General features: G+C 68.9%; 18 protein-coding genes and 1 tRNA gene. 14 read left to right on the forward strand and 5 right to left on the reverse strand.

The genetic code is table 11. From position 1 onward, the window contains the following. Positions 1-28 precede the first annotated feature (28 nt). Together ACP96_RS08365 and ACP96_RS08370 are read left to right on the forward strand one after the other, a co-directional pair. Positions 29-301 carry a DUF7385 family protein gene (locus ACP96_RS08365; RefSeq protein ID WP_012659832.1) on the forward strand — a complete coding sequence of 91 codons (273 nt, stop codon included), beginning with the start codon at positions 29-31 and terminating at the stop codon, positions 299-301. Between the two features lie 104 nt (positions 302-405). Next, on the forward strand, positions 406-663 hold the full coding sequence (locus ACP96_RS08370) for a hypothetical protein (protein WP_050032982.1): 258 nt from the start codon (positions 406-408) through the stop codon (positions 661-663). A 15-nt stretch (positions 664-678) separates the two neighbouring features. Here the strand turns inward: ACP96_RS08370 and ACP96_RS08375 are convergent, their stop codons facing one another. Beyond that, on the reverse strand, positions 679-1,125 hold the full coding sequence (locus tag ACP96_RS08375) for a universal stress protein (RefSeq protein ID WP_050032983.1): 447 nt from the start codon (positions 1,123-1,125) through the stop codon (positions 679-681). A 152-nt stretch (positions 1,126-1,277) separates the two neighbouring features. Between ACP96_RS08375 and ACP96_RS08380 the strand changes: the two genes are divergently transcribed. Continuing rightward, positions 1,278-2,690 (forward strand): GntP family permease, encoded by a 1,413-nt coding sequence (locus ACP96_RS08380; protein WP_050032984.1) that lies wholly within the window; start codon positions 1,278-1,280, stop codon positions 2,688-2,690. Between the two features lie 95 nt (positions 2,691-2,785). Here ACP96_RS08380 and ACP96_RS08385 read toward each other — a convergent pair whose 3' ends face one another. Beyond that, the gene (locus ACP96_RS08385; RefSeq protein WP_050032985.1) at positions 2,786-4,087 is read right to left on the reverse strand and encodes an MBL fold metallo-hydrolase; all 1,302 of its coding nucleotides are present in this window, start codon (positions 4,085-4,087) and stop codon (positions 2,786-2,788) included. A 140-nt stretch (positions 4,088-4,227) separates the two neighbouring features. On the opposite strand from ACP96_RS08385, the gene ACP96_RS08390 reads away from it, so the two are divergent. The 9 genes from ACP96_RS08390 (at position 4,228) to ACP96_RS08425 (ending at position 14,013) form a co-directional block, all read left to right on the forward strand. Beyond that, a complete protein-coding gene (locus ACP96_RS08390) occupies positions 4,228-4,995 on the forward strand; it encodes a nucleotide-binding protein (protein ID WP_050032986.1) in 768 nt (255 codons plus the stop codon). Next, positions 4,992-5,588 carry a hypothetical protein gene (locus ACP96_RS08395; RefSeq protein ID WP_050032987.1) on the forward strand — a complete coding sequence of 199 codons (597 nt, stop codon included), beginning with the start codon at positions 4,992-4,994 and terminating at the stop codon, positions 5,586-5,588. Before ACP96_RS08390 ends, ACP96_RS08395 begins: the two co-directional genes overlap by 4 nt. A 56-nt stretch (positions 5,589-5,644) precedes the next feature. Next, positions 5,645-6,280 (forward strand): IS6 family transposase, encoded by a 636-nt coding sequence (locus tag ACP96_RS17665; RefSeq protein ID WP_082222488.1) that lies wholly within the window; start codon positions 5,645-5,647, stop codon positions 6,278-6,280. 151 nt (positions 6,281-6,431) lie between these two features. Further along, on the forward strand, positions 6,432-7,061 hold the full coding sequence (locus tag ACP96_RS08400) for a hypothetical protein (RefSeq protein WP_050026699.1): 630 nt from the start codon (positions 6,432-6,434) through the stop codon (positions 7,059-7,061). Between the two features lie 322 nt (positions 7,062-7,383). Beyond that, entirely contained in the window at positions 7,384-9,717 is a 2,334-nt protein-coding gene (gene ppsA / locus ACP96_RS08405) for a phosphoenolpyruvate synthase (protein WP_050032988.1), read from the forward strand. An 81-nt stretch (positions 9,718-9,798) separates the two neighbouring features. Continuing rightward, the gene (gene mfnA, locus ACP96_RS08410) at positions 9,799-10,866 is read left to right on the forward strand and encodes a tyrosine decarboxylase MfnA (protein WP_050032989.1); all 1,068 of its coding nucleotides are present in this window, start codon (positions 9,799-9,801) and stop codon (positions 10,864-10,866) included. A gap of 267 nt (positions 10,867-11,133) precedes the next feature. Continuing rightward, positions 11,134-11,796, forward strand: coding sequence for a hypothetical protein (locus ACP96_RS08415; RefSeq protein WP_050032990.1), 663 nt, complete (start codon positions 11,134-11,136; stop codon positions 11,794-11,796). A gap of 260 nt (positions 11,797-12,056) precedes the next feature. Beyond that, positions 12,057-13,619 carry a (R)-citramalate synthase gene (locus tag ACP96_RS08420; RefSeq protein WP_202593928.1) on the forward strand — a complete coding sequence of 521 codons (1,563 nt, stop codon included), beginning with the start codon at positions 12,057-12,059 and terminating at the stop codon, positions 13,617-13,619. Positions 13,620-13,701: 82 nt separating this feature from the next. After that, entirely contained in the window at positions 13,702-14,013 is a 312-nt protein-coding gene (locus ACP96_RS08425) for a hypothetical protein (RefSeq protein WP_050026694.1), read from the forward strand. A gap of 20 nt (positions 14,014-14,033) precedes the next feature. On the opposite strand, the gene ACP96_RS08430 is transcribed toward ACP96_RS08425, so the two are convergent. Further along, positions 14,034-14,399, reverse strand: coding sequence for a group I truncated hemoglobin (locus ACP96_RS08430; protein ID WP_050026692.1), 366 nt, complete (start codon positions 14,397-14,399; stop codon positions 14,034-14,036). A 93-nt stretch (positions 14,400-14,492) separates the two neighbouring features. Beyond that, positions 14,493-14,577, reverse strand: a tRNA-Ser gene (locus ACP96_RS08435). A 123-nt stretch (positions 14,578-14,700) separates the two neighbouring features. Here ACP96_RS08435 and ACP96_RS08440 point away from each other — a divergent pair. Beyond that, the gene (locus tag ACP96_RS08440) at positions 14,701-15,663 is read left to right on the forward strand and encodes an AAA family ATPase (RefSeq protein ID WP_050032992.1); all 963 of its coding nucleotides are present in this window, start codon (positions 14,701-14,703) and stop codon (positions 15,661-15,663) included. A gap of 36 nt (positions 15,664-15,699) precedes the next feature. Here the strand turns inward: ACP96_RS08440 and pyrE are convergent, their stop codons facing one another. Next, positions 15,700-16,248, reverse strand: coding sequence for an orotate phosphoribosyltransferase (gene pyrE, locus ACP96_RS08445; RefSeq protein WP_202593929.1), 549 nt, complete (start codon positions 16,246-16,248; stop codon positions 15,700-15,702). 605 nt (positions 16,249-16,853) lie between these two features. Between pyrE and ACP96_RS08450 the strand changes: the two genes are divergently transcribed. After that, entirely contained in the window at positions 16,854-17,483 is a 630-nt protein-coding gene (locus ACP96_RS08450) for a plastocyanin/azurin family copper-binding protein (protein WP_050032994.1), read from the forward strand. Positions 17,484-17,490: the final 7 nt, after the last annotated feature.

Consider the following 17,490-nt stretch of genomic DNA (forward strand, 5'->3'; position numbering starts at 1 on the left):
ATATACTGTGGGCCGCGAACGCGAATGCATGGGAGACGAGGAGACCGAGGGTCCGATGTCTGCAGAGGAGTTCCGCTCACTGACGGACGGACTGGTGCGTCAGAGCTCCGGCGGCGGGACCACCGTGTACAAGAACGCCGCGGGGGTCGGTTGCCCGAACCCGGACTGCGACCGCGGCGTCTTTCAGACGCTGTTCGTCAGTGACCACGGCTGGCAGCAGATCGGCGCGACCCGCGACGGGATCGACCTGTGCCTCTGTAACACCGAGTCGAAGCGGCTCGTCTTCATCCACGACGAGTGAGTCGGCGGCGGCGGGCCGAGTCGTACACGGGGTCGTGGGCCGCGCGACGGCGAGTCACACGAGACGGTGAGAACCCTTTTCCGGAACCGCACACCAGCGGGCGTATGTCGCTCGCCCTCCCAGTCAGCGCCGAGGACATCATCGATGCGCTCTTCATGGCAGTCACGACCCTCGTCGGCTTCCTCGTCGGCGGGGTCGTCGGCCTCGCCGTCGGCCTGTTCGCCGGCTACGCGTACCTCGATCTCACGAGTCGCATCGCCGATCTGGAAGCGGCCGTCAACGGGCTCGCCCGAGAGCGAGACGAGCTCCGCGAGCGCGTGGCGGAGCTAGAAGACGACCGATCGGCCGGCGGTCACCCGTGATCGCTCCGGCTCCGGTCAGGCGGTCACGACGGTGACCGGGCCGTCGAACTCGAGGAGTACGCGCTGTGTGGGATCCCCGAACAGCGCCTTGCCCGTGGGAGACCGGTCGCGGCCCGCGAGAAACACGTGATCGCAGTCGTGTTCCTCGGCCGCGTCCAGCAACACCGCGCCCTTCTCGCCGACGTAGCCCGCCGTCTCGTACGCCACGTCGATGTCGGCGAGGGCGTCCTCGGCGAAGTCGTGGGCGAACTTGGCCGCCCCCTCGCTGGCGTCGTCCGTGGTGTACGTCTCACTCCCGCTCGACATCGACGACATCGCCTGTCGGCGTGCGGTGTACTCGTCTTCGGTCGTGACGTGGACGACGATCACCTCCGCGTCGACGCCCGCGGCGAGGGTTCCGGCCTCGCGGGCCAGCTCTTTCGTTCCGTCTGTCGGTTCGATCGCAACGAGTGCACGCTCCATGAGCGCCGGGAGCCGTTCCGTCGGTTTAGTGCCACCGGGTGGCGGTGATCCGATGCCCGATCGATCAGAATTAATCTGTCATGAATATTGTTGATTTTAATCAACTATCATATATAACTTTTTAACCCCGGAGTTAGCAAGTCCTGACTCGTATGGGACCGATACCGTTGCAGGCTGTCGAATTCTCGCATAGCCCGCTGCTGACGTTCGTCATTGGGTTGATCACGGTGATCGCGCTGCTCGTGTGGCTCGACTTCCCGGCGTTCATCGGCCTCGTCATCGCGGGGTTCACCGTCGGGCTCGTCAACGCCGTGTTCGTCCCCGACTTCACGTCGACGATGGCCGCCACCGAAGTCGCCGGCGCGTTCGGTGACAACATGACCGGGATCGGCATCCCGATCCTGATGGCGGCGGTCATCGGGAAGGCGATGCTCGAAAGCGGGGCCGCACAGCGCGTCGTCCGCGGCTTCCAGAACGTGCTCGGCGAGTCGAACTCCGACATCGCGCTGCTCGGGAGCAGTTCCGTGCTGGCGATCCCGGTCTTCTTCGACAGCGTGTTCTACCTGATGGCGCCGCTCGCCCGGTCGATGCGCGCCCGCGTCGGTCGCGATTACACCCTGTTCATCGTCACGGTCGGCACGGGCGCGGCCGCCGCGCACGTGTTCGTTCCGCCGACGCCTGGGCCGCTCGCCGTCGCCGCGGAGGTCGGCAGCGACCTCGGAATGACCATCCTCATCGGAATCATCACCGCCATCCCGGCGGTGCTCATTGCCGGCCTCGGTTACGGTCGCTGGATCAACGCGCGCCTCGACATCCCGCTGCGGGACACCATGTCGACGACGACGGAAGAGCTCGAAGCGGTCGCCGAACGGCCGACGAGCGAGCTTCCCGGCATCCTCGAATCGCTCGCGCCGATCATCGTCGCGGTCGCGCTCATCGCGTCGGCCACCGCGGTCGACACGTTCCAGCAGTGGTACCCCTCGATCGCGGCGCTGGAGCCGATCGTGGGCTTCCTCGGCGACAAGAACGTCGCGCTGATGTTCGCCGCCGTCGTCGCGTCAGTCTCTTTCTACCGCCACGACGATCTGATGCAAAGCGAGTGGAGCGACGAGCTCACCGAGGCGCTGAAAAGCGGTGGGAACATCGCCGCGATCACCGCCGCCGGTGGCGCGTTCGGCGCGCTGCTCGCGGCCTCCGGGATCGGCGATTACATCGCCGGCTCGCTCCAAGAGGTCGGGATCCCGCTGCTGGTGACGGCGTGGCTCATCGCGGCGGTCGTCCGCATCGCGCAGGGGTCCGCGACCGCTGCGATGTTGACCGCGGCGGGGATCATGGCCCCCCTCGTCGGCCAACTCTCCGTCCACCCCGCGTACCTCGTCATGGTCATTGGGGCGGGCGGGAACATCTTCTCGTGGTACAACGACTCCGGCTTCTGGCTCGTCAAGGAGATCGGCGGGCTCACGCAGGAGGAGACGCTGAAAACCTGGACCGTCCTGACCACCCTCATCGCGGTGTCGGGGCTGGTGACGACGCTCGTCTTCTCGTCGGTGTTCCCGTTCGCCTGATCGGCGCAGGTGAGTCGGGCACGCGTATTTTTCCGTGAGAACCGATCGCCGACCGACTGCCGGTGGCGGACCGAAATCGGTCGTGGGGATCGGCTTCAGTCGTCCGCCGTCGGTTCCGCCTCGGGGTCGGCGGCGCACCGGTTCGGACCGAGCTCCAACTCGATCGCCGCGGCCTCGTCGGGCAGCGACTCGACACCGCGATTGGCGGCGATGACCGACTCGTAGTTCGGCGGTTTCTCCGGGAGCGTCGCCGTGATCTTCTCCACGAACGCCTCGCGGTCGAGCCCGAGCACACCGAGCCCCCGGCGCGCCGCGCCCACCGTCGTCGTCACCGGTTCGCCGGGCACGACATCGCCCGTGGTCCCGTCGTTCGCGACCGCAAAGTGGCCGGGACAGACGACGAGGTCGTCGGGCTCCGCGAGCAGCGTTCCGTGGAGCGAGTCGTAGAGGCGCTCGGCGCCGGTCGCCGCGCCGGCGGTCTCGGCTCCTCCGTCGTCCGCCGCGTCACCGCCCGTCGCGAACTGCAGTTCCGTCCGGCCGACGCTGTCGGTGAAGAGCGTGTCCCCCGTGAGCACCGCCGACCGCCCGACGAGGTAGCTCGCTGCGTCGTCGGTGTGGCCGGGGGTCGCGAGCGCCTTCACGCCGACCCCGCCCACGTCGAGCGTCTCGTTGCGCGCGAGCGGCTCGAACGAGTAGGCGACGTCGCGCTCGGCGGCCGCCGCCGGCAGGTAGTAGGACACGCCGAGCTCGTCGGCGAGCGCCCGCCCGCCCGAGAGGTGATCGGCGTGGACGTGGGTGTCGAGGACCGCGGCGATTGACGCGCCGCGTTCGGCGGCCGCCTCCCGCCACTCGTCGCCGTGACGGGAGACGTCGACGGCGATGGCGACGCGGTTGGAGCCATCGGAATCGGCGATGGCGACGCGGTCGGACTCTCCCTCAGTGGCGTCGCACTCAGACGGCGGTCCCCCGATCACGAGGTACCCGAGACACCCCTTCGCGCGCCGCTGAATCTGGACGACGTCGAGCGGCTCGTCGCCCGCGTCGGGGAGCGAAACCGGGGTTCGGTCGTACACGCCAGACCAGCCGCGCATCCCGTCCGCGACGACGGCGACGTCGTCGTACCCCGCGGCCTCCAGCTCTTCGGCGAAGTCGAGCGAGGCCTTCCCCTTCGCGCAGGTCGTGACGACCGCGTCGACGGGACCGAGCCCGGTCTCGGCCTCGAAGTCGCCGGCGTCGAACTCGTGAGACGGCTTGTAGAAGTAGTGGACCGAGTCGGCGATCCGCCAGCCCTCGTAGCTCTCGCGGGGACGCGTGTCGACGACGGCGAAGGACCGCTCGCCGCGCCGCCGCTCGTCGATCCTGTCGCGGAACGCGTCTGCGTCGATGACGGTAGGCATGGTCAACCGTTGGTGCCGGTCGGCAAAACCCTGTCCGGTGGGATCGGTAGGGGCCGGATCGCGGGACCCGTTGCGCGGTGGCGGCTCCCGGCCCGCCGACGATAGACAAGTTTTAGCCCGGCGACCTGACAGATCGGCGCATGGTCGAGGCGTTCGCGGTCGCCAGCGGGAAGGGCGGCACGGGGAAGACGACGAGCACGCTCGCGCTGGGGATGGCGCTCGCCGAGGAGCACGACGTCACCGTCGTCGACGCCGACACGGGGATGGCGAATCTCCTCTTTCACGCCGGGCTCGACGACGCGGCGGTCACCCTCCACGACCTCTTGGTCGAGGGGACGGCGACGGCGGTCTCGGAGGCGACGTACGACCGATTCGGGCTCTCCGTCGTCCCCTGCGGCACGTCGCTCGCGGGCTTCGAGGCGGCCGAACCGGGGCGCCTCCGCGAGGTGGTCGCCGAACTCGCGAGCGACACCGACGTGCTGCTGCTCGACTCGCCGGCCGCGCTCGGCTCGAAGTCGGCGGTGCTGCCGGTCGTCCTCGCCGACCGCGTCGTGGTCGTCGTCGAGCCGACGATCCCCGCGCTCTCCGACGGGTTGAAAGTCCAGGAGTACGCGCGCTCGTACGGGACGGAGACGGCGGGCGTGCTGTTCAACAAGGTCCGCAACGACGCCGTCGACGTGGCCGAGCAGGCCGAGCGCCGCTTCGGCGGCCCCGTCCTCGCTAGCGTCCCCGACAGCGACGCGGTCAGGGCGGCGCGACGCGCCGGAGAGCCGCTGCTCGCGCACGCCCCCGAGAGCGAGCCGGCCGCCCGCTACCGGCGTGCCGCGGCCCGGCTCGACGTGCGCGACGGCGACGAGGGGGCCGTCGCCGACCGCTTTCGGAGCGCGGTCGTGCCCGACACGCCATGACGGGAACCGCGGAGTCCCCGGAGCTGCGGATCCCCCGCGGAGACCTACTGCGGTCTCGCGTCGTCTCCGACGTGGGCACGACGCTTTCCCGGGCACTCGACCGCGAACTGACCGGGTACGCGACCCTCGTACCACAGGAAACGCTCCTGTTGGAGGGTGACGCCCGCGGCGTCGTCACCTTCGCAGACGGCGTCCCCGTGCTCGCGTACAACACGGTGAGCGACAGCGGCGGCCCGGACGCGCTCGCCGAGCTCGCGGTCCCCGGCCCGTACCGCGTCGAGCTGTACGCGGTCGGCGCCGATGCGCTCGAAACCGCCCACGAGGAGGACGCGCTCCGCGTCGCGCCGGGCGCCGCGGCGACCGAGCTCGCGGACGACCAGGCGCTCGCCGACCGCATCCGTGAGGCGGCCCCCGAGGAACGGTTAGACGCCGGCGGCGACGACGACAGCGACGCGATCGCCGCCTTCCTCGAAGACGACGAGCGGATCGAGGCGATCCGAGAACAGGCGCGCTCGGAGGCGGCGGAGCGTGCCTCCGAGTGGGGGCTCGACGACGCGCTCGTGGAGGGGGACGAGGGCGAGTTCGATGGGTGAACGGCGGTGTTCAGATAAGGATTGAAAGGTGAGGCGGTACGTTTTCAAAGTGATTCATGCCCGAAAACGACCGCCTCAGCGGCTGTTTAGACGAGATAAACTTAGAGTTTGTGGAGCGAGAAGCAACACCGAAGCTGTTGATGAAGCTCAGTATTCAGCTACATTTGTCTGGACTATCGCTTTCGAATACTGTTTCGTTTCTTGAGGTATTCGGTGTTGATCGGGTTCGATCCACTGTACATAACTGGGTTCACAAGCCTGATCTACAGCCGGAATCTGGTCGGAGTCCGAATCACGTTGCGGTCGATGAAACGGTGATTCAGCTTGACGGTGAACAATATTGGCTGTACGCTGCCGTCGATCCCGACTCAAACGATTTACTCCATACAAAGCTTGAGCCGACAAGAACAAACGTGATCGCAGATCAGTTTTTCGCAGAGCTCCGCGAAAAACACGATGTAGATGACGCGATCTTTCTCGTTGATGGCGCGGTTCCACTTCATCGAGCTTGTGACAAACATGACCTTAAGTTCAGATATGAACGACATGGAGATCGGAACAGCGTCGAACGTGTCTTTCGTGAGGTAAAACGCAGAACTGACAGTTTCTCAAACTGTTTTAGCAACGCCGAAGCAGAAACCGCTAACGAGTGGTTGAGCTCGTTCGCCTTCGCATGGAATCAGCTTATCTGAACACTACCGGGTGAACCGCCACAGCAGTTAGGTCGGTCCGCCCCGTAGGTCAGACATCACCGTCCTCCGTCTCCTCCGCCTGACTGCGCCGACCGACTTCGCCGACTGGTACGCCGCGAGCCGCGCGTACACCCGCCACGTCGCCGAGGGGATGGGGTTCGAGGGAGCCGACGCGCTCGACGGGGCGCGGATCGCGGCCACCCTCCGCGAGGATCCGTCGGGACTGTCGCCCGCGGCGGCCCGCTCCGTCGCGGCGACGCTGCTCGCCGACGGTCGCTTCTCAGAGCCGTACTGCGAGTGGCTTCCGACGTGGTACGAGCTCGCCCTGATCGCGCCGGTTCGGTACGGCGAGTGGCGGCTGCGGCGGGTCGCCGACGCGATCGCCGACGCCGCGAACGTGACGGTAACGGCACCGCGGTTCTCTCGACCGCAAGACGTGACCGTGGACGGCGGGCCGGCCCTCGCCCGTGTCTCCGGCTTCCGCGAGCGGTTCCTGCTCGCCGACGCGCTGTTGCACTTAGAGTGGTTCGAACACGCCGCGGCCGCCGACGGCATCGAGGTCCCGACGGCGCTCGCCGAGCGGACCCGCGAGGAGTCGCTGTCGTACTACGGCGGCGACCGCGAGCGCCTCTCCGAACCGGTGCGGCGGTTCCAGCGGCTGCTGTTCGCCGACGACGCGTGGGTCCGACGGGTCGACGAGAGCTACGGGCTCGAAAGCGGCCTGTTCAGCCTCTGGGAGGGCCTCCTGCGCGCGGAGCGGGAGCGGCTCGCGTCGGCGTGACTGACCGCTCGGACGATCGGTCGCGACGGTGATGTTACAGCTCCTGTAACACGTGATCGGTCTTGTTGTTCGATCGAGAGGTAAGTATTCCAGTAGATAGAGCATACGGAGATGTACGAGCCGTCGACCGGTTCGTCGTTCCCCGAGGCATTTCGGCCCTCTATCACGTTTTCGCCCTCGCGTTCGTATCAGATCTATCGGAGACGCTTCTGTCGGACACCGACTGCGCCACTTCGATCACTCGCCCGCGAGTAATCTTTTATTCACGGTTGCTCTGTCCGGAAGCTTCATAGGTTGGCTCCCGGATCCTCCGATCACACGAATGGCAGTACTCTGGCTCGAGGACGTCGACGCCGACGACGTCGGGACCGTCGGCGGGAAGGCGGCTTCGCTCGGTGAACTCATCGGCGCGGGACTCCCGGTTCCACCGGGGTTCACCGTCACGGCGGGCACGTACCGCACCTTCATCGAGGAGGCAGGAATCGACGAGGAGCTGTTCACCGCGGTCGACGTCGATCCAGAGGACTCCGCCGCGCTCCGGAAGGCCGAGGAGACCGCGGCGGAGCTAATCTTAGAGACGCCGCTCCCCGACGACGTCCGCGAGGAGATCGTCGAGAGGTACCGGACGATGGGCGACGACGGCGACGAGGCGTTCGTCGCGGTGCGCTCCTCGGCGACCGCCGAGGACCTCCCGGACTCCTCGTTCGCCGGCCAACAGGAGACCTTCCTCAACGTCCGCGAGGAGGACCTGATCCGGCGGGTGAAAGAGTGCTGGGCGTCGCTTTTCACTCAGCGCGCGATCTACTACCGGCAGCAGCGGGGGTTCCCGCACGCCGAGGTCGACATCGCGGTCGTCGTCCAGCGGATGGTCGACGCCGAGAAGTCCGGCGTGATGTTTACCAGCCACCCCTCGACCGGCGACCCGCAGATCACGATCGAGGCCGCGTGGGGACTCGGCGAGGCGGTCGTGTCCGGCACGGTCTCGCCGGATAACTACGTGTACGACCGCGAGCGCGACACCGTCGACGAGGTGACCGTCGCGGACAAGAAGGTGGAGATGGTCAAGGACGCGGAGACGGGCGAGACCGTCACGCTGGACGTCGACGACGACCGGCGGAACAGCCGGGTGCTCTCGGACGCGGAGATCGAGAAGCTCGTCGCGCTCGGCGAGCGCGTCGAGGACCATTACGGGACGCCACAGGACGTGGAGTGGGCGATCTACGACGACGAGATCTACATGCTGCAGTCCCGTCCGATCACGACGATCCAAGAGGACGGCGACAGCGAGGGAGAGACCGATGGGCGCGAACCCTCAGGGAGCGCTAGCGGCGACGGCGGTACGGGTGACGACACCGCCGGCAACGACGAGGTTGACGCCGACGTGCTCGTCGACGGGCTCGGGGCCAGTCCGGGCGTCGTCTCCGGAACGGTCCGGATCGTTCACAAGCTCGACCATCTCGACCAGGTGCAGGAGGGCGACGTGATGGTGACCGAGATGACGATGCCGGACATGGTCCCCGCGATGAAGCGGGCCGCCGGGATCGTTACGGATGAGGGTGGCATGACGAGCCACGCCGCGATCATCTCGCGGGAGCTCGGCGTTCCGGCCGTCGTCGGTACCGGAAACGGGACGCGACTCCTAGACGACGGGCAGAACGTCACGCTCGACGGCGACAAGGGGACCGTCCGCGCGGGCGCCGACGAGGAGGCCGAGTCCGGCGAGGAGTTCGAGCCGGTCGAGGCCGCGCGGCCGGAGACCCCCGTCAAGCCGATGACGGCGACGGAGGTGAAGGTGAACGTCTCGATCCCGGAGGCGGCCGAGCGCGCCGCGGCGACCGGCGCTGACGGCGTCGGGCTGCTCCGGATCGAGCACATGGTGCTGTCGCTCGGGAAGACCCCCGAGAAGTACATCGCCGACCACGGCGCCCGCGCGTATCAGGACGAACTCATCGAGGGCGTTCGACGGGTCGCCGACGAGTTCTATCCTCGACCGGTCAGAGTCCGGACCATCGACGCCCCGACCGACGAGTTCCGGGAACTGGAGGGCGGAGAGGGAGAGCCGGCGGAACACAACCCGATGCTCGGCTGGCGCGGGATCCGCCGGAGCCTCGACAAGCCCGAGCCGTTCCGACAGGAGCTGGCCGCGTTCGCGCGCCTCCACGAGATGGGGTACGACAACCTAGAGGTGATGTTTCCCCTGGTCAACGACGCGAGCGACATCGAGGGGATCAAACGGCACATGCGTGAGACCGGGATCGACCCCGAGACGAACCGGTGGGGCGTGATGATCGAGACGCCCGCGAGCGCGCTGCAGATCGAGGAGCTCGCGGAGGCCGGAATCGACTTCGCCTCCTTCGGGACGAACGACCTCACGCAGTACACGCTGGCGGTCGACCGCAACAACGAGCACGTCGCGGACCGGTTCGACGAGCTCCACCCGGCGGTGTTACAGCTCATCGGTGACACCATCGAGACGTGCCGAGAGCTGGGCGTGGACACGAGCATCTGCGGGCAGGCGGGATCGAAGCCCGAGATGGTCGAGTTCCTCGTCGAGGCGGGCGTCTCCTCCATCTCGGCGAACATCGACGCGGTACGGGACGTGCAACACGAGGTGAAGCGGACCGAACAGCGGCTCCTCCTCGACTCGGTCCGCTGACGCGGTCGCAGCGGACGAGCCACACGAGCGAGAGCGCCCGGAACGGAACGGGTAAGACCCTCCGCGGCAACGTTGTGTCGAATGCAGCAGCCCGAGCCGCAGTCGTTCGACCGGGTGCTCTCCTCGATGTGCACCGAGCCGCATCCCGCGGCTCGGGAGGCGGCCGAGCGGTTCCTCGCGACGAACCCGGGCGATCCCGCCACGTACGAGGCGGTCGCGTCGCTGGAGGAGCGCGCGGTCGAACTGCTCGCGACGCTCGCGGACCACCCGACGCCGACCGACGCCGCGGGGTACGTCACCTCCGGCGGCACGGAGGCGAACGTGCAGGCAGTCCGGTCCGCGCGGAACCGCCACGACGCGGCCGACGTGAACGTCGTCGTCCCCGAGAGCGGTCACTTCTCGTTTCACAAGGCGGCGGAGCTGCTCGACGTGGAACTCCGGACGGTGCCGGTCGACGACGACTTTCGGGCCCGAACCGACGCCGTCGCGGCCGCCGTCGACGAGTCGACCGCGCTGGTCGTGGGCGTCGCCGGGAGCACGGAGTACGGTCGGGTCGATCCGATCCCGGAGCTCGCTCGAATCGCGCGCGAGGCGGGCGCCCTGATGCACGTCGACGCGGCGTGGGGCGGGTTCGTGCTCCCCTTCACCGACGCCGAGTGGTCGTTCGGCGACGCCGCCGTCGACACGTTGACGATCGACCCGCACAAGTTCGGGCAGGCGGCGGTGCCGGCCGGCGGGCTCCTCGCCCGTGACGACGCGGCGCTGGACGCGCTCGCGGTCGACACGCCGTACCTAGAGACGCGGTCGCAGGCCACGCTGACGGGCACGCGGAGCGGCGCGGGCGTCGCCGGGGCGGTGGCCGCGATGGAGGCGCTGTGGCCGGACGGCTACCGCGACGCGGTCGAGCGCGCGACCGGCAACGCCGAGTGGCTCGCGGGGGCGCTCGGGGAACGCGGGTACGACGTGGTCGATCCGGATCTCCCGCTCGTCGCCGCGGTGCTCCCCGAGTCCGAGTTCGACGCGCTGCGGGAGGCGGGCTGGAAGGTCTCGCGGACGAGCCGCGGCGAGCTGCGCGTCGTCTGCATGCCGCACGTGACTCGGGAGGCGCTCCGGGCGTTCGTGGGGGACCTCGACCGGATTCGAAAGTGATCGGCGAGGGCGTTGCGGTGGTTGACGGGGAACCTGCATAGCGAACCGATCGGAATGGCGAACGGGCGGCGCTCGTCGCTCCCGAGCGGCTCGCCGCGCGACCACCTCGACCGCGCCGGGACGGGCGTCAGGTCACGGAACGGGGTGGTTCCGGGATCCGGGATAAGGGATCGGGATCGCCGGTGGCGAGCGTCGTGAGGTTGCTGCGGCGACAGCAATATCCGCAGCGCCCCGGCCCTTTTCACCCGAACCGCGGCCACCCTCTCTGTGACTCCCTTCAGCGACCTCGCGCGCGCCGCCTACTGCCCGCGACAGCTCTACTACGCGCGCCGTGACGACGACCGAGACGTTCCCGGCGAGGCGCGCACCCGGATCGACCTCGCCTTCCGGTACCCGACGCTCGTCGACGCGCCGGACGCGATCCTCCGGCGACTGCCGATCCGTCGGTCGCCAGCGGCGTATCGCCGGAACCTCTCCCGACTCCGAGAGCGCGACGACTACGATCGGCTCGCCGATCCCGAACACGAGCGTGCTTTCCGGTCCGGAAAAGACTGTCACGGGACGGTTCACAAGGTGCTCGCGGGCGAATCGGACGCCGACCCGCCTATTCCCACGGTCGTCTCGTCGGGAGAGCCGCCGGAAAATGGCGTCTGGGAGCCGCAGGCGGTCAGAGCCGTCGCTGTCGCCAAGGCGGTCGCGTGGGAGCGCGAGCGCGAGGTGCCGCGCGCGCTGGTGGAGTACCCGAGCGTCGGGACCGTCCGCGAGGTCCGACTCACGACGCGGAAGAAGGCCGCCTATCGGCGAGCGCTGCGGGCCGCCCGCGCGATCGACGGCCCACCGTCGCGCGTCGACGACGACCGGTGTTCCGCCTGCGACTACCGGGACCGGTGCGGCACCGGGCGGCGGTCGTTCCGGTCGCTGTTGGGGTGAGACGGCTCCGCTCGGAAGAGCGCCGGCGAGCGCCCGCGCGTTGTCGGTCCGGCCAAAGCTGTCGGAACCCGACGACTTATCAGTGTGTGACCCATCAACACGGACACGAATGACACGAGACGATCGTGATCGTTCGGAGGATAGAGGAAGTCGCCTCACGGCGGCTGGCCGCGAAATTCTCCGACGATAACGACTCCGGGGCGCGACCGCCCCGCGGCGGTACCGGCCCCGAACCCACCGACGAGCCGACGGACTACCTTTTGACCCGAACACAACTCACCACGCTCGATGAGGTACAGCTGTTAGACACCACCCTGCGCGACGGCGAGCAGATGCCCGGCGTCTCGCTGACGCCGACCGAGAAGGTCGACATCGCTCGCGAGCTCGATGCCGCCGGGATGCACCTGATCGAGGCCGGCTCGGCGTGCACCTCCGAGGGCGAGCGCGAGGCGATCCGCCGGGTGGCCGACGAGGGGCTCGACGCGACCGTGACGAGCTTCGCCCGCGGCGTGAAGCGGGACGTCGACCACGCGCTCGACTGCGGCGTCGACGGGATCAACCTCGTCGTCCCTGCCTCGGACAAGCACGTCGAGACGAAGGTCGGCTCGACCCGCGACGACGTGGTCGATCGGACGGTCGAACTCGTCGAGTACGCGAAAGACCACGACCTCTGGGTCGAGGTGCTCGGCGAGGACGGCTCGCGCGCCGACCTCGACTACCTCGAGCGCCTGCTCGGCGCCGGCCTCGACGCCGGCGCAGACCGGATCTGCTACTGCGACACCGTCGGCGCGGCCGACCCGGAGCGCACCGCCGAGGTCGTCTCCCGCCTCGCCGACCGCGGCCCGACGAGCCTCCACACCCACGACGACCTCGGCTTCGGCGTGGCGAACGTCCACGCCGGGCTGAAGGCGGGCGCCGACACCGTCCACGGGACCGTGATGGGCGTCGGCGAGCGCGCCGGCAACGTCGCCCTAGAAGAGGTCGCCATCGCGCTCGACCGGTCGTACGATATCGACACCGTCGAGCTGGAGCGACTCTACCGCCTCTGCCGGACCGTCTCGGAGGCGACGGGTGTCGCGCTCCCGCCGAACAAGGCGGTCTGCGGCGCCAACGCCTTCGCCCACGAGTCGGGGATCCACACCGACGGGACGCTGAAGGACGGGACGATGTACGAGCCGTATCCGCCCGAGACGGTGGGGCGAGAGCGGCGGCTCGTCCTCGGCAAACACGCCGGGCGCGCCGGGGTCAAAGCGGCCCTCGCCGAGCACGACGTGGCAGTCGACGACGACGAGCTGAGCGAGGTCGTGAGCCGCGTGAAGGAGCTCGGCGACCGCGGGAAGCGCGTCACCGACGCCGACCTCCTCGCGATCACCGAAGACGTGCAGGGCCGCGAGCGCGACCGACACGTCGAGCTCGTCGACCTCTCGGCCACCTCCGGCGGGAACCTCCCGACGGCCTCGGTCCGGCTCCGCGTCGGCGACGACGAGCGCGTCGCCTCCGGGACCGGAGACGGTCCGGTCGACGCCGGGCTGGAGGCGGTGCGGGCCGCGTTGGCGGGAGACGGAAGCGAACAGGGCGCCGGAAGCGGGGTCGACTTCGAGCTCGACTCCTACCACGTCGACGCGATCACGGGCGGGACCGACGCCGTCGTCACCGTCGAGGTCGACCTCTCGCGCGGCGACCGGTCCGTGAGCGTCTCCTCGACGGACGCGGACATCACCCGTGCCAGCGTCGTCGCGATGGTCGACGGGCTCGACCGGCTCCTCTCCGCTGCCGCCAAGGACGGATCGGCGCCGGACGCGGCCTCGCTCGCTGACGACTGAGAGCGGGGCGACAGGGCTGACAAAGCGGACAGGCCGCCGTCGTCTGACGGGGTTTTTAAGCGATGCCGCCCGAACGGCGTCCGTGAGCGTCGTCGTCGCGGTGAAACCCTCCGCCCGCAAGCGCAACGCGAAGGTGGGCCGGCTCGTCTTCGAGGACGGCTCCCGCCACGCCTTCGAGAGCCGCGCGGCCGCCGAGCGCTGGGCCGATGACCTCTCGACGGGAGACGGCCACGTCTGGGTCGCGAGCGCGCACCCCCGCGACGGCGACGACGCCGACCTCTACCTCGTTTCGCGGGCGACGAACGCGAAGCTCGAGGCCGCCTACGACAAGCGCCGGCGGCGGCTCCGCGGCGACACCGCACCCGAACAGGAGTCGCTGGGCGGGGAGCCGTAGGACTCGCGGCGGCCGGCCGGCTATCCCTCTTCGACGATGTCGTCGCGGAACGCCTCCACGGCCTCCAGCACCGCCTCTCGGTCCGTGTCGTCCACATCGAACTCCCGAAGGGCGTTGTCGAGGTGGGTTGCGATCGCGTCGAACTCCGCGTCCGTGATCCCCAGCCCCTCGTGGGCCGTCTCCATGCCGTCGCCCTCGTACGCTCTCGGCCCGCCGGCGACCGCGCTCAGGAACGCCGTCTGGTGGGTGCGCTGCGCCGCCATGTCGACGTCGTCGAAGTGGTGGGCCACCTGCTCGTCGTCAAGGACGCGATCGTAGAACTCGTCGACGACCGCACCGATCGCCTGCTCGCCGTCGAGGCGGGCGTACAGCGTCGCATCGGACATACGATCCGGTCACGACCACGACGTATGGATTTTTTGCCGGGCGATCCGGGCGATCCGATTTCGGTCGCTACCGAGTCGGGCATTCGAGAGAAGCGCCGAGGCGGAGATTTGAACTCCGGTGTCCGAATGGACAGTAGATTTCGAATCTACCGCCTTGGCCAGGCTAGGCTACCTCGGCTCACTCGTCGGTTGGCCGGTTCCGCTGTTATGCGTTTCGATCGCCGACGGCGCTTTGCGATCGCAACGACCGATCGGCGGGGACCCCGACAACGCTTTTCGGCGCGGATCGCGTGGTGGCGGTATGGACGTCCCCAAAGCCGCGGCGGCCTGCTCCCGCGTCGTCGACGAGGTCGGCGGCGCGGTCGTGGCCGACCGCGAGTTCCTCGACCGCGTCACGCTCGGCATCCTCGCCCGCGGTCACGTCCTCCTGGAGGACGTGCCCGGCACCGGAAAGACCCTCTCGGCGCGCTCGTTCGCGGCCGCGCTCGGCCTGGAGTTCTCGCGGATCCAGTTCACCCCCGACCTCCTCCCCAGCGACGTGACGGGGACCAACGTGTTCGACGAGCGCGACGGCTCCTTCTCCTTTTCCCCCGGACCGATCTTCGCGAACGTCGTGCTCGCCGACGAGATCAACCGCGCGCCGCCGAAGACGCAGGCCGCCCTGCTGGAGGCGATGGAGGAGGGACAGGTGACCGTCGACGGAGAGACCCACGACCTCCCGGACCCCTTCTACGTCATCGCGACGCAGAACCCGGTCGAGAGCGAGGGCGCGTTCCCGCTCCCCGAGGCCCAGCTCGACCGCTTCGCGATCAAGACCGCCATCGGCTACCCCGACGACGAGGGGGAGATCGAACTGCTCCGTCGGCGTGCGGGGCGCGTCGCGCAGGCGCCGACCGTCGAGCGCGTGCTCGATCCGGACGCCGTCGCCGACCTCCGCGAGGTGCCGGAGACCGTCCGCGTCGACGACGACCTGCTGGAGTACATGGCGTCGATCGCCCGCGCGACCCGGACGGACCGCCGCGTCGACGTGGGCGTCTCCCCGCGAGGGACACAGCGGCTCTTCGAGACGGCACGGGCCGCCGCGGTCGTCGCCGGCCGCGAGTTCGTCACGCCCGACGACGTGAAACGCGTCGCGGAGCCGGCGCTGGCTCACCGACTCGTGTTGACCCCGGACGCCGCCGTCAACGATGCCGACAAGCGCGGCGTGATCGCCGACGTGCTCGATCGGGTCACGGTGCCGACGGTGGACGCAGCCGAGGCGTAATTCCGGGTGCGAAAAGCGGCTAACTCCGGCTGTCTTCTACTCCGCGTCCCGCTCCGCCAACAGCTCCGTCGCCGTGAGCAGCGACTCCAGCTCGATGTCGTGGTCTGCCAGCAGCTCCTCGGCGCCCTCCTCGCGGTCAACGACGACGAGCACGCGGTTCACCGTCGCGCCCGCCTCGCGGAGCGCCTCGACGGCGTCGACCGCGGACTGCCCGGTCGTGGCGATGTCCTCCAACACGACGACCTCCTCGCCCTCGTCGAGCCGCCCCTCGATGCGGTTACCCGTGCCGTACTCCTTCGTCTGCTTGCGCGCGATGACGTAGGGACGGCCCATCTCGGCGGCGGTGACGGCCACGAGCGGGACCGCGCCGAGCGCGACGCCCGCGAGCTTCGCGTCCGTGTCGGCGAGCCGGTCGGCGAACGCCTCGCTCACGAGCCGGAGCGCGTCGGGGTCGGTCTCGAAGAGGTACTTGTCGACGTAGTAATCGCTCGTTCCGCCGTGCGAGAGCTCGAACTCGCCGAACCGGACGGCGTCGGCCGCCCGCAGCGCGGCGATCAGGTCGCTCCGTCGCTCGTCGTCGGTCATACCGAGACAGCGCGCGGCGGCGACCATAAACGGGTCGGAACGCGGGCGATACGGAGAGTAGGTATTGCAGATCGGTGGTGGCGATGCAGTATTTAAATAACACTGAGCGATGACGCCGGTCACTTATAAAGAGATGTGCGGTGGCGCGCGCCTCCGAGCGCCCATCGGGCGCGAGGAGCGCCGCGCGAGGGAGTCGCGAGCAAAGAGGGACCGAAGGTCCCTCATGCAGCCGGCGCGCAGCGCCGGCGACGAAGCGAGCGACGAGGCTGGGGAGGCGTGAGGTGCGGTTGCGGGCGGGTGGGACTCAAAGGGGCAGTCGGCGAGGCGGGCGCAGGCGACGTAAGCACCGCAGCGAAGGAGCGGGAGCGACTGAGCGAGAAGCGCAGCGAGCGTGCGCCCGCCTCGCCGGCTGGGGCTTTGGAGGTCTTCAACGCAGCACCATCGATCACGTATAAACAGCCGACAGCACCACCACTCGATCACTTATAAACGATCTCACTCGCGACGTACTATACCCACTCCCGCAGTCGATCAGGGCGCTGATCGGAACCGTAGCCCACGCTCGGATCAACATATTCACTACAGACCGTCACAAACCGGGGTGTATGAGCACGGACGACGTCTCGCGGCGCAGGTTCATCCGGACCGCCGGCGGCGCGGCCGGCGTCGCGGGAGCGACGGCGGCGACGACGGGAACCGCGGCGGCACAGGAGGAACAGCCGGTCTGGCCGAGCGGGGCCGAGGGGAACGTCGGATCGTACCAGGACGCCCGCGGCGAGAGCGAGGTCACCGTGATGGTCGGCGCCGGTGACCAAGGGCTCGCGTTCGATCCGACCCTGCTGTGGGTCGACACCGGCACGACGATCACGTTCGAATGGACCGGGAACGGCGGCGCACACAACGTCCAGAACGTCGAGGGACCGGCCAGCCTCGACAGCGGCGACCCGGTCGGCGAGGAGGGAGCGACCTACGAGTACGAGACGAGCGAGGAGGACGTCGGGATCACGCACTACCACTGCGTGCCCCACACCGACGTCGGCATGCACGCCGGCCTCGCCGTCGGCGAGGACATCGAGACGGAGTCCACCGGCGGAGGGGGTGGGTCCGACGCCGTGTTCGTTCCGCAGGGCGCCCGCGCGCTCAGCGTCGCGACGTTCGTCGCGATGGTGAGCACGCTCGGGCTCGCGTTCCTCTTCATGAAGTACGGCGGCACGATCACGCAAGACGAGGAGTAGTCGGTCG

This window comes from Halorubrum halophilum (assembly GCF_000739595.1).
GTDB lineage: Archaea > Halobacteriota > Halobacteria > Halobacteriales > Haloferacaceae > Halorubrum > Halorubrum halophilum.

Bases quoted from the DNA above. Each gene is read 5' to 3' on its own strand.
- ACP96_RS08365 (WP_012659832.1), top strand. From the start codon at position 29: ATGGGAGACGAGGAGACCGAGGGTCCGATGTCTGCAGAGGAGTTCCGC.
- ACP96_RS08370 (WP_050032982.1), top strand. From the start codon at position 406: ATGTCGCTCGCCCTCCCAGTCAGCGCCGAGGACATCATCGATGCGCTC.
- ACP96_RS08375 (WP_050032983.1), bottom strand. From the start codon at position 1,125: ATGGAGCGTGCACTCGTTGCGATCGAACCGACAGACGGAACGAAAGAG.
- ACP96_RS08380 (WP_050032984.1), top strand. From the start codon at position 1,278: ATGGGACCGATACCGTTGCAGGCTGTCGAATTCTCGCATAGCCCGCTG.
- ACP96_RS08385 (WP_050032985.1), bottom strand. From the start codon at position 4,087: ATGCCTACCGTCATCGACGCAGACGCGTTCCGCGACAGGATCGACGAG.
- ACP96_RS08390 (WP_050032986.1), top strand. From the start codon at position 4,228: ATGGTCGAGGCGTTCGCGGTCGCCAGCGGGAAGGGCGGCACGGGGAAG.
- ACP96_RS08395 (WP_050032987.1), top strand. From the start codon at position 4,992: ATGACGGGAACCGCGGAGTCCCCGGAGCTGCGGATCCCCCGCGGAGAC.
- ACP96_RS17665 (WP_082222488.1), top strand. From the start codon at position 5,645: ATGCCCGAAAACGACCGCCTCAGCGGCTGTTTAGACGAGATAAACTTA.
- ACP96_RS08400 (WP_050026699.1), top strand. From the start codon at position 6,432: ATGGGGTTCGAGGGAGCCGACGCGCTCGACGGGGCGCGGATCGCGGCC.
- ppsA (WP_050032988.1), top strand. From the start codon at position 7,384: ATGGCAGTACTCTGGCTCGAGGACGTCGACGCCGACGACGTCGGGACC.
- mfnA (WP_050032989.1), top strand. From the start codon at position 9,799: ATGCAGCAGCCCGAGCCGCAGTCGTTCGACCGGGTGCTCTCCTCGATG.
- ACP96_RS08430 (WP_050026692.1), bottom strand. From the start codon at position 14,399: ATGTCCGATGCGACGCTGTACGCCCGCCTCGACGGCGAGCAGGCGATC.
- ACP96_RS08440 (WP_050032992.1), top strand. From the start codon at position 14,701: ATGGACGTCCCCAAAGCCGCGGCGGCCTGCTCCCGCGTCGTCGACGAG.
- pyrE (WP_202593929.1), bottom strand. From the start codon at position 16,248: ATGACCGACGACGAGCGACGGAGCGACCTGATCGCCGCGCTGCGGGCG.
- ACP96_RS08450 (WP_050032994.1), top strand. From the start codon at position 16,854: ATGAGCACGGACGACGTCTCGCGGCGCAGGTTCATCCGGACCGCCGGC.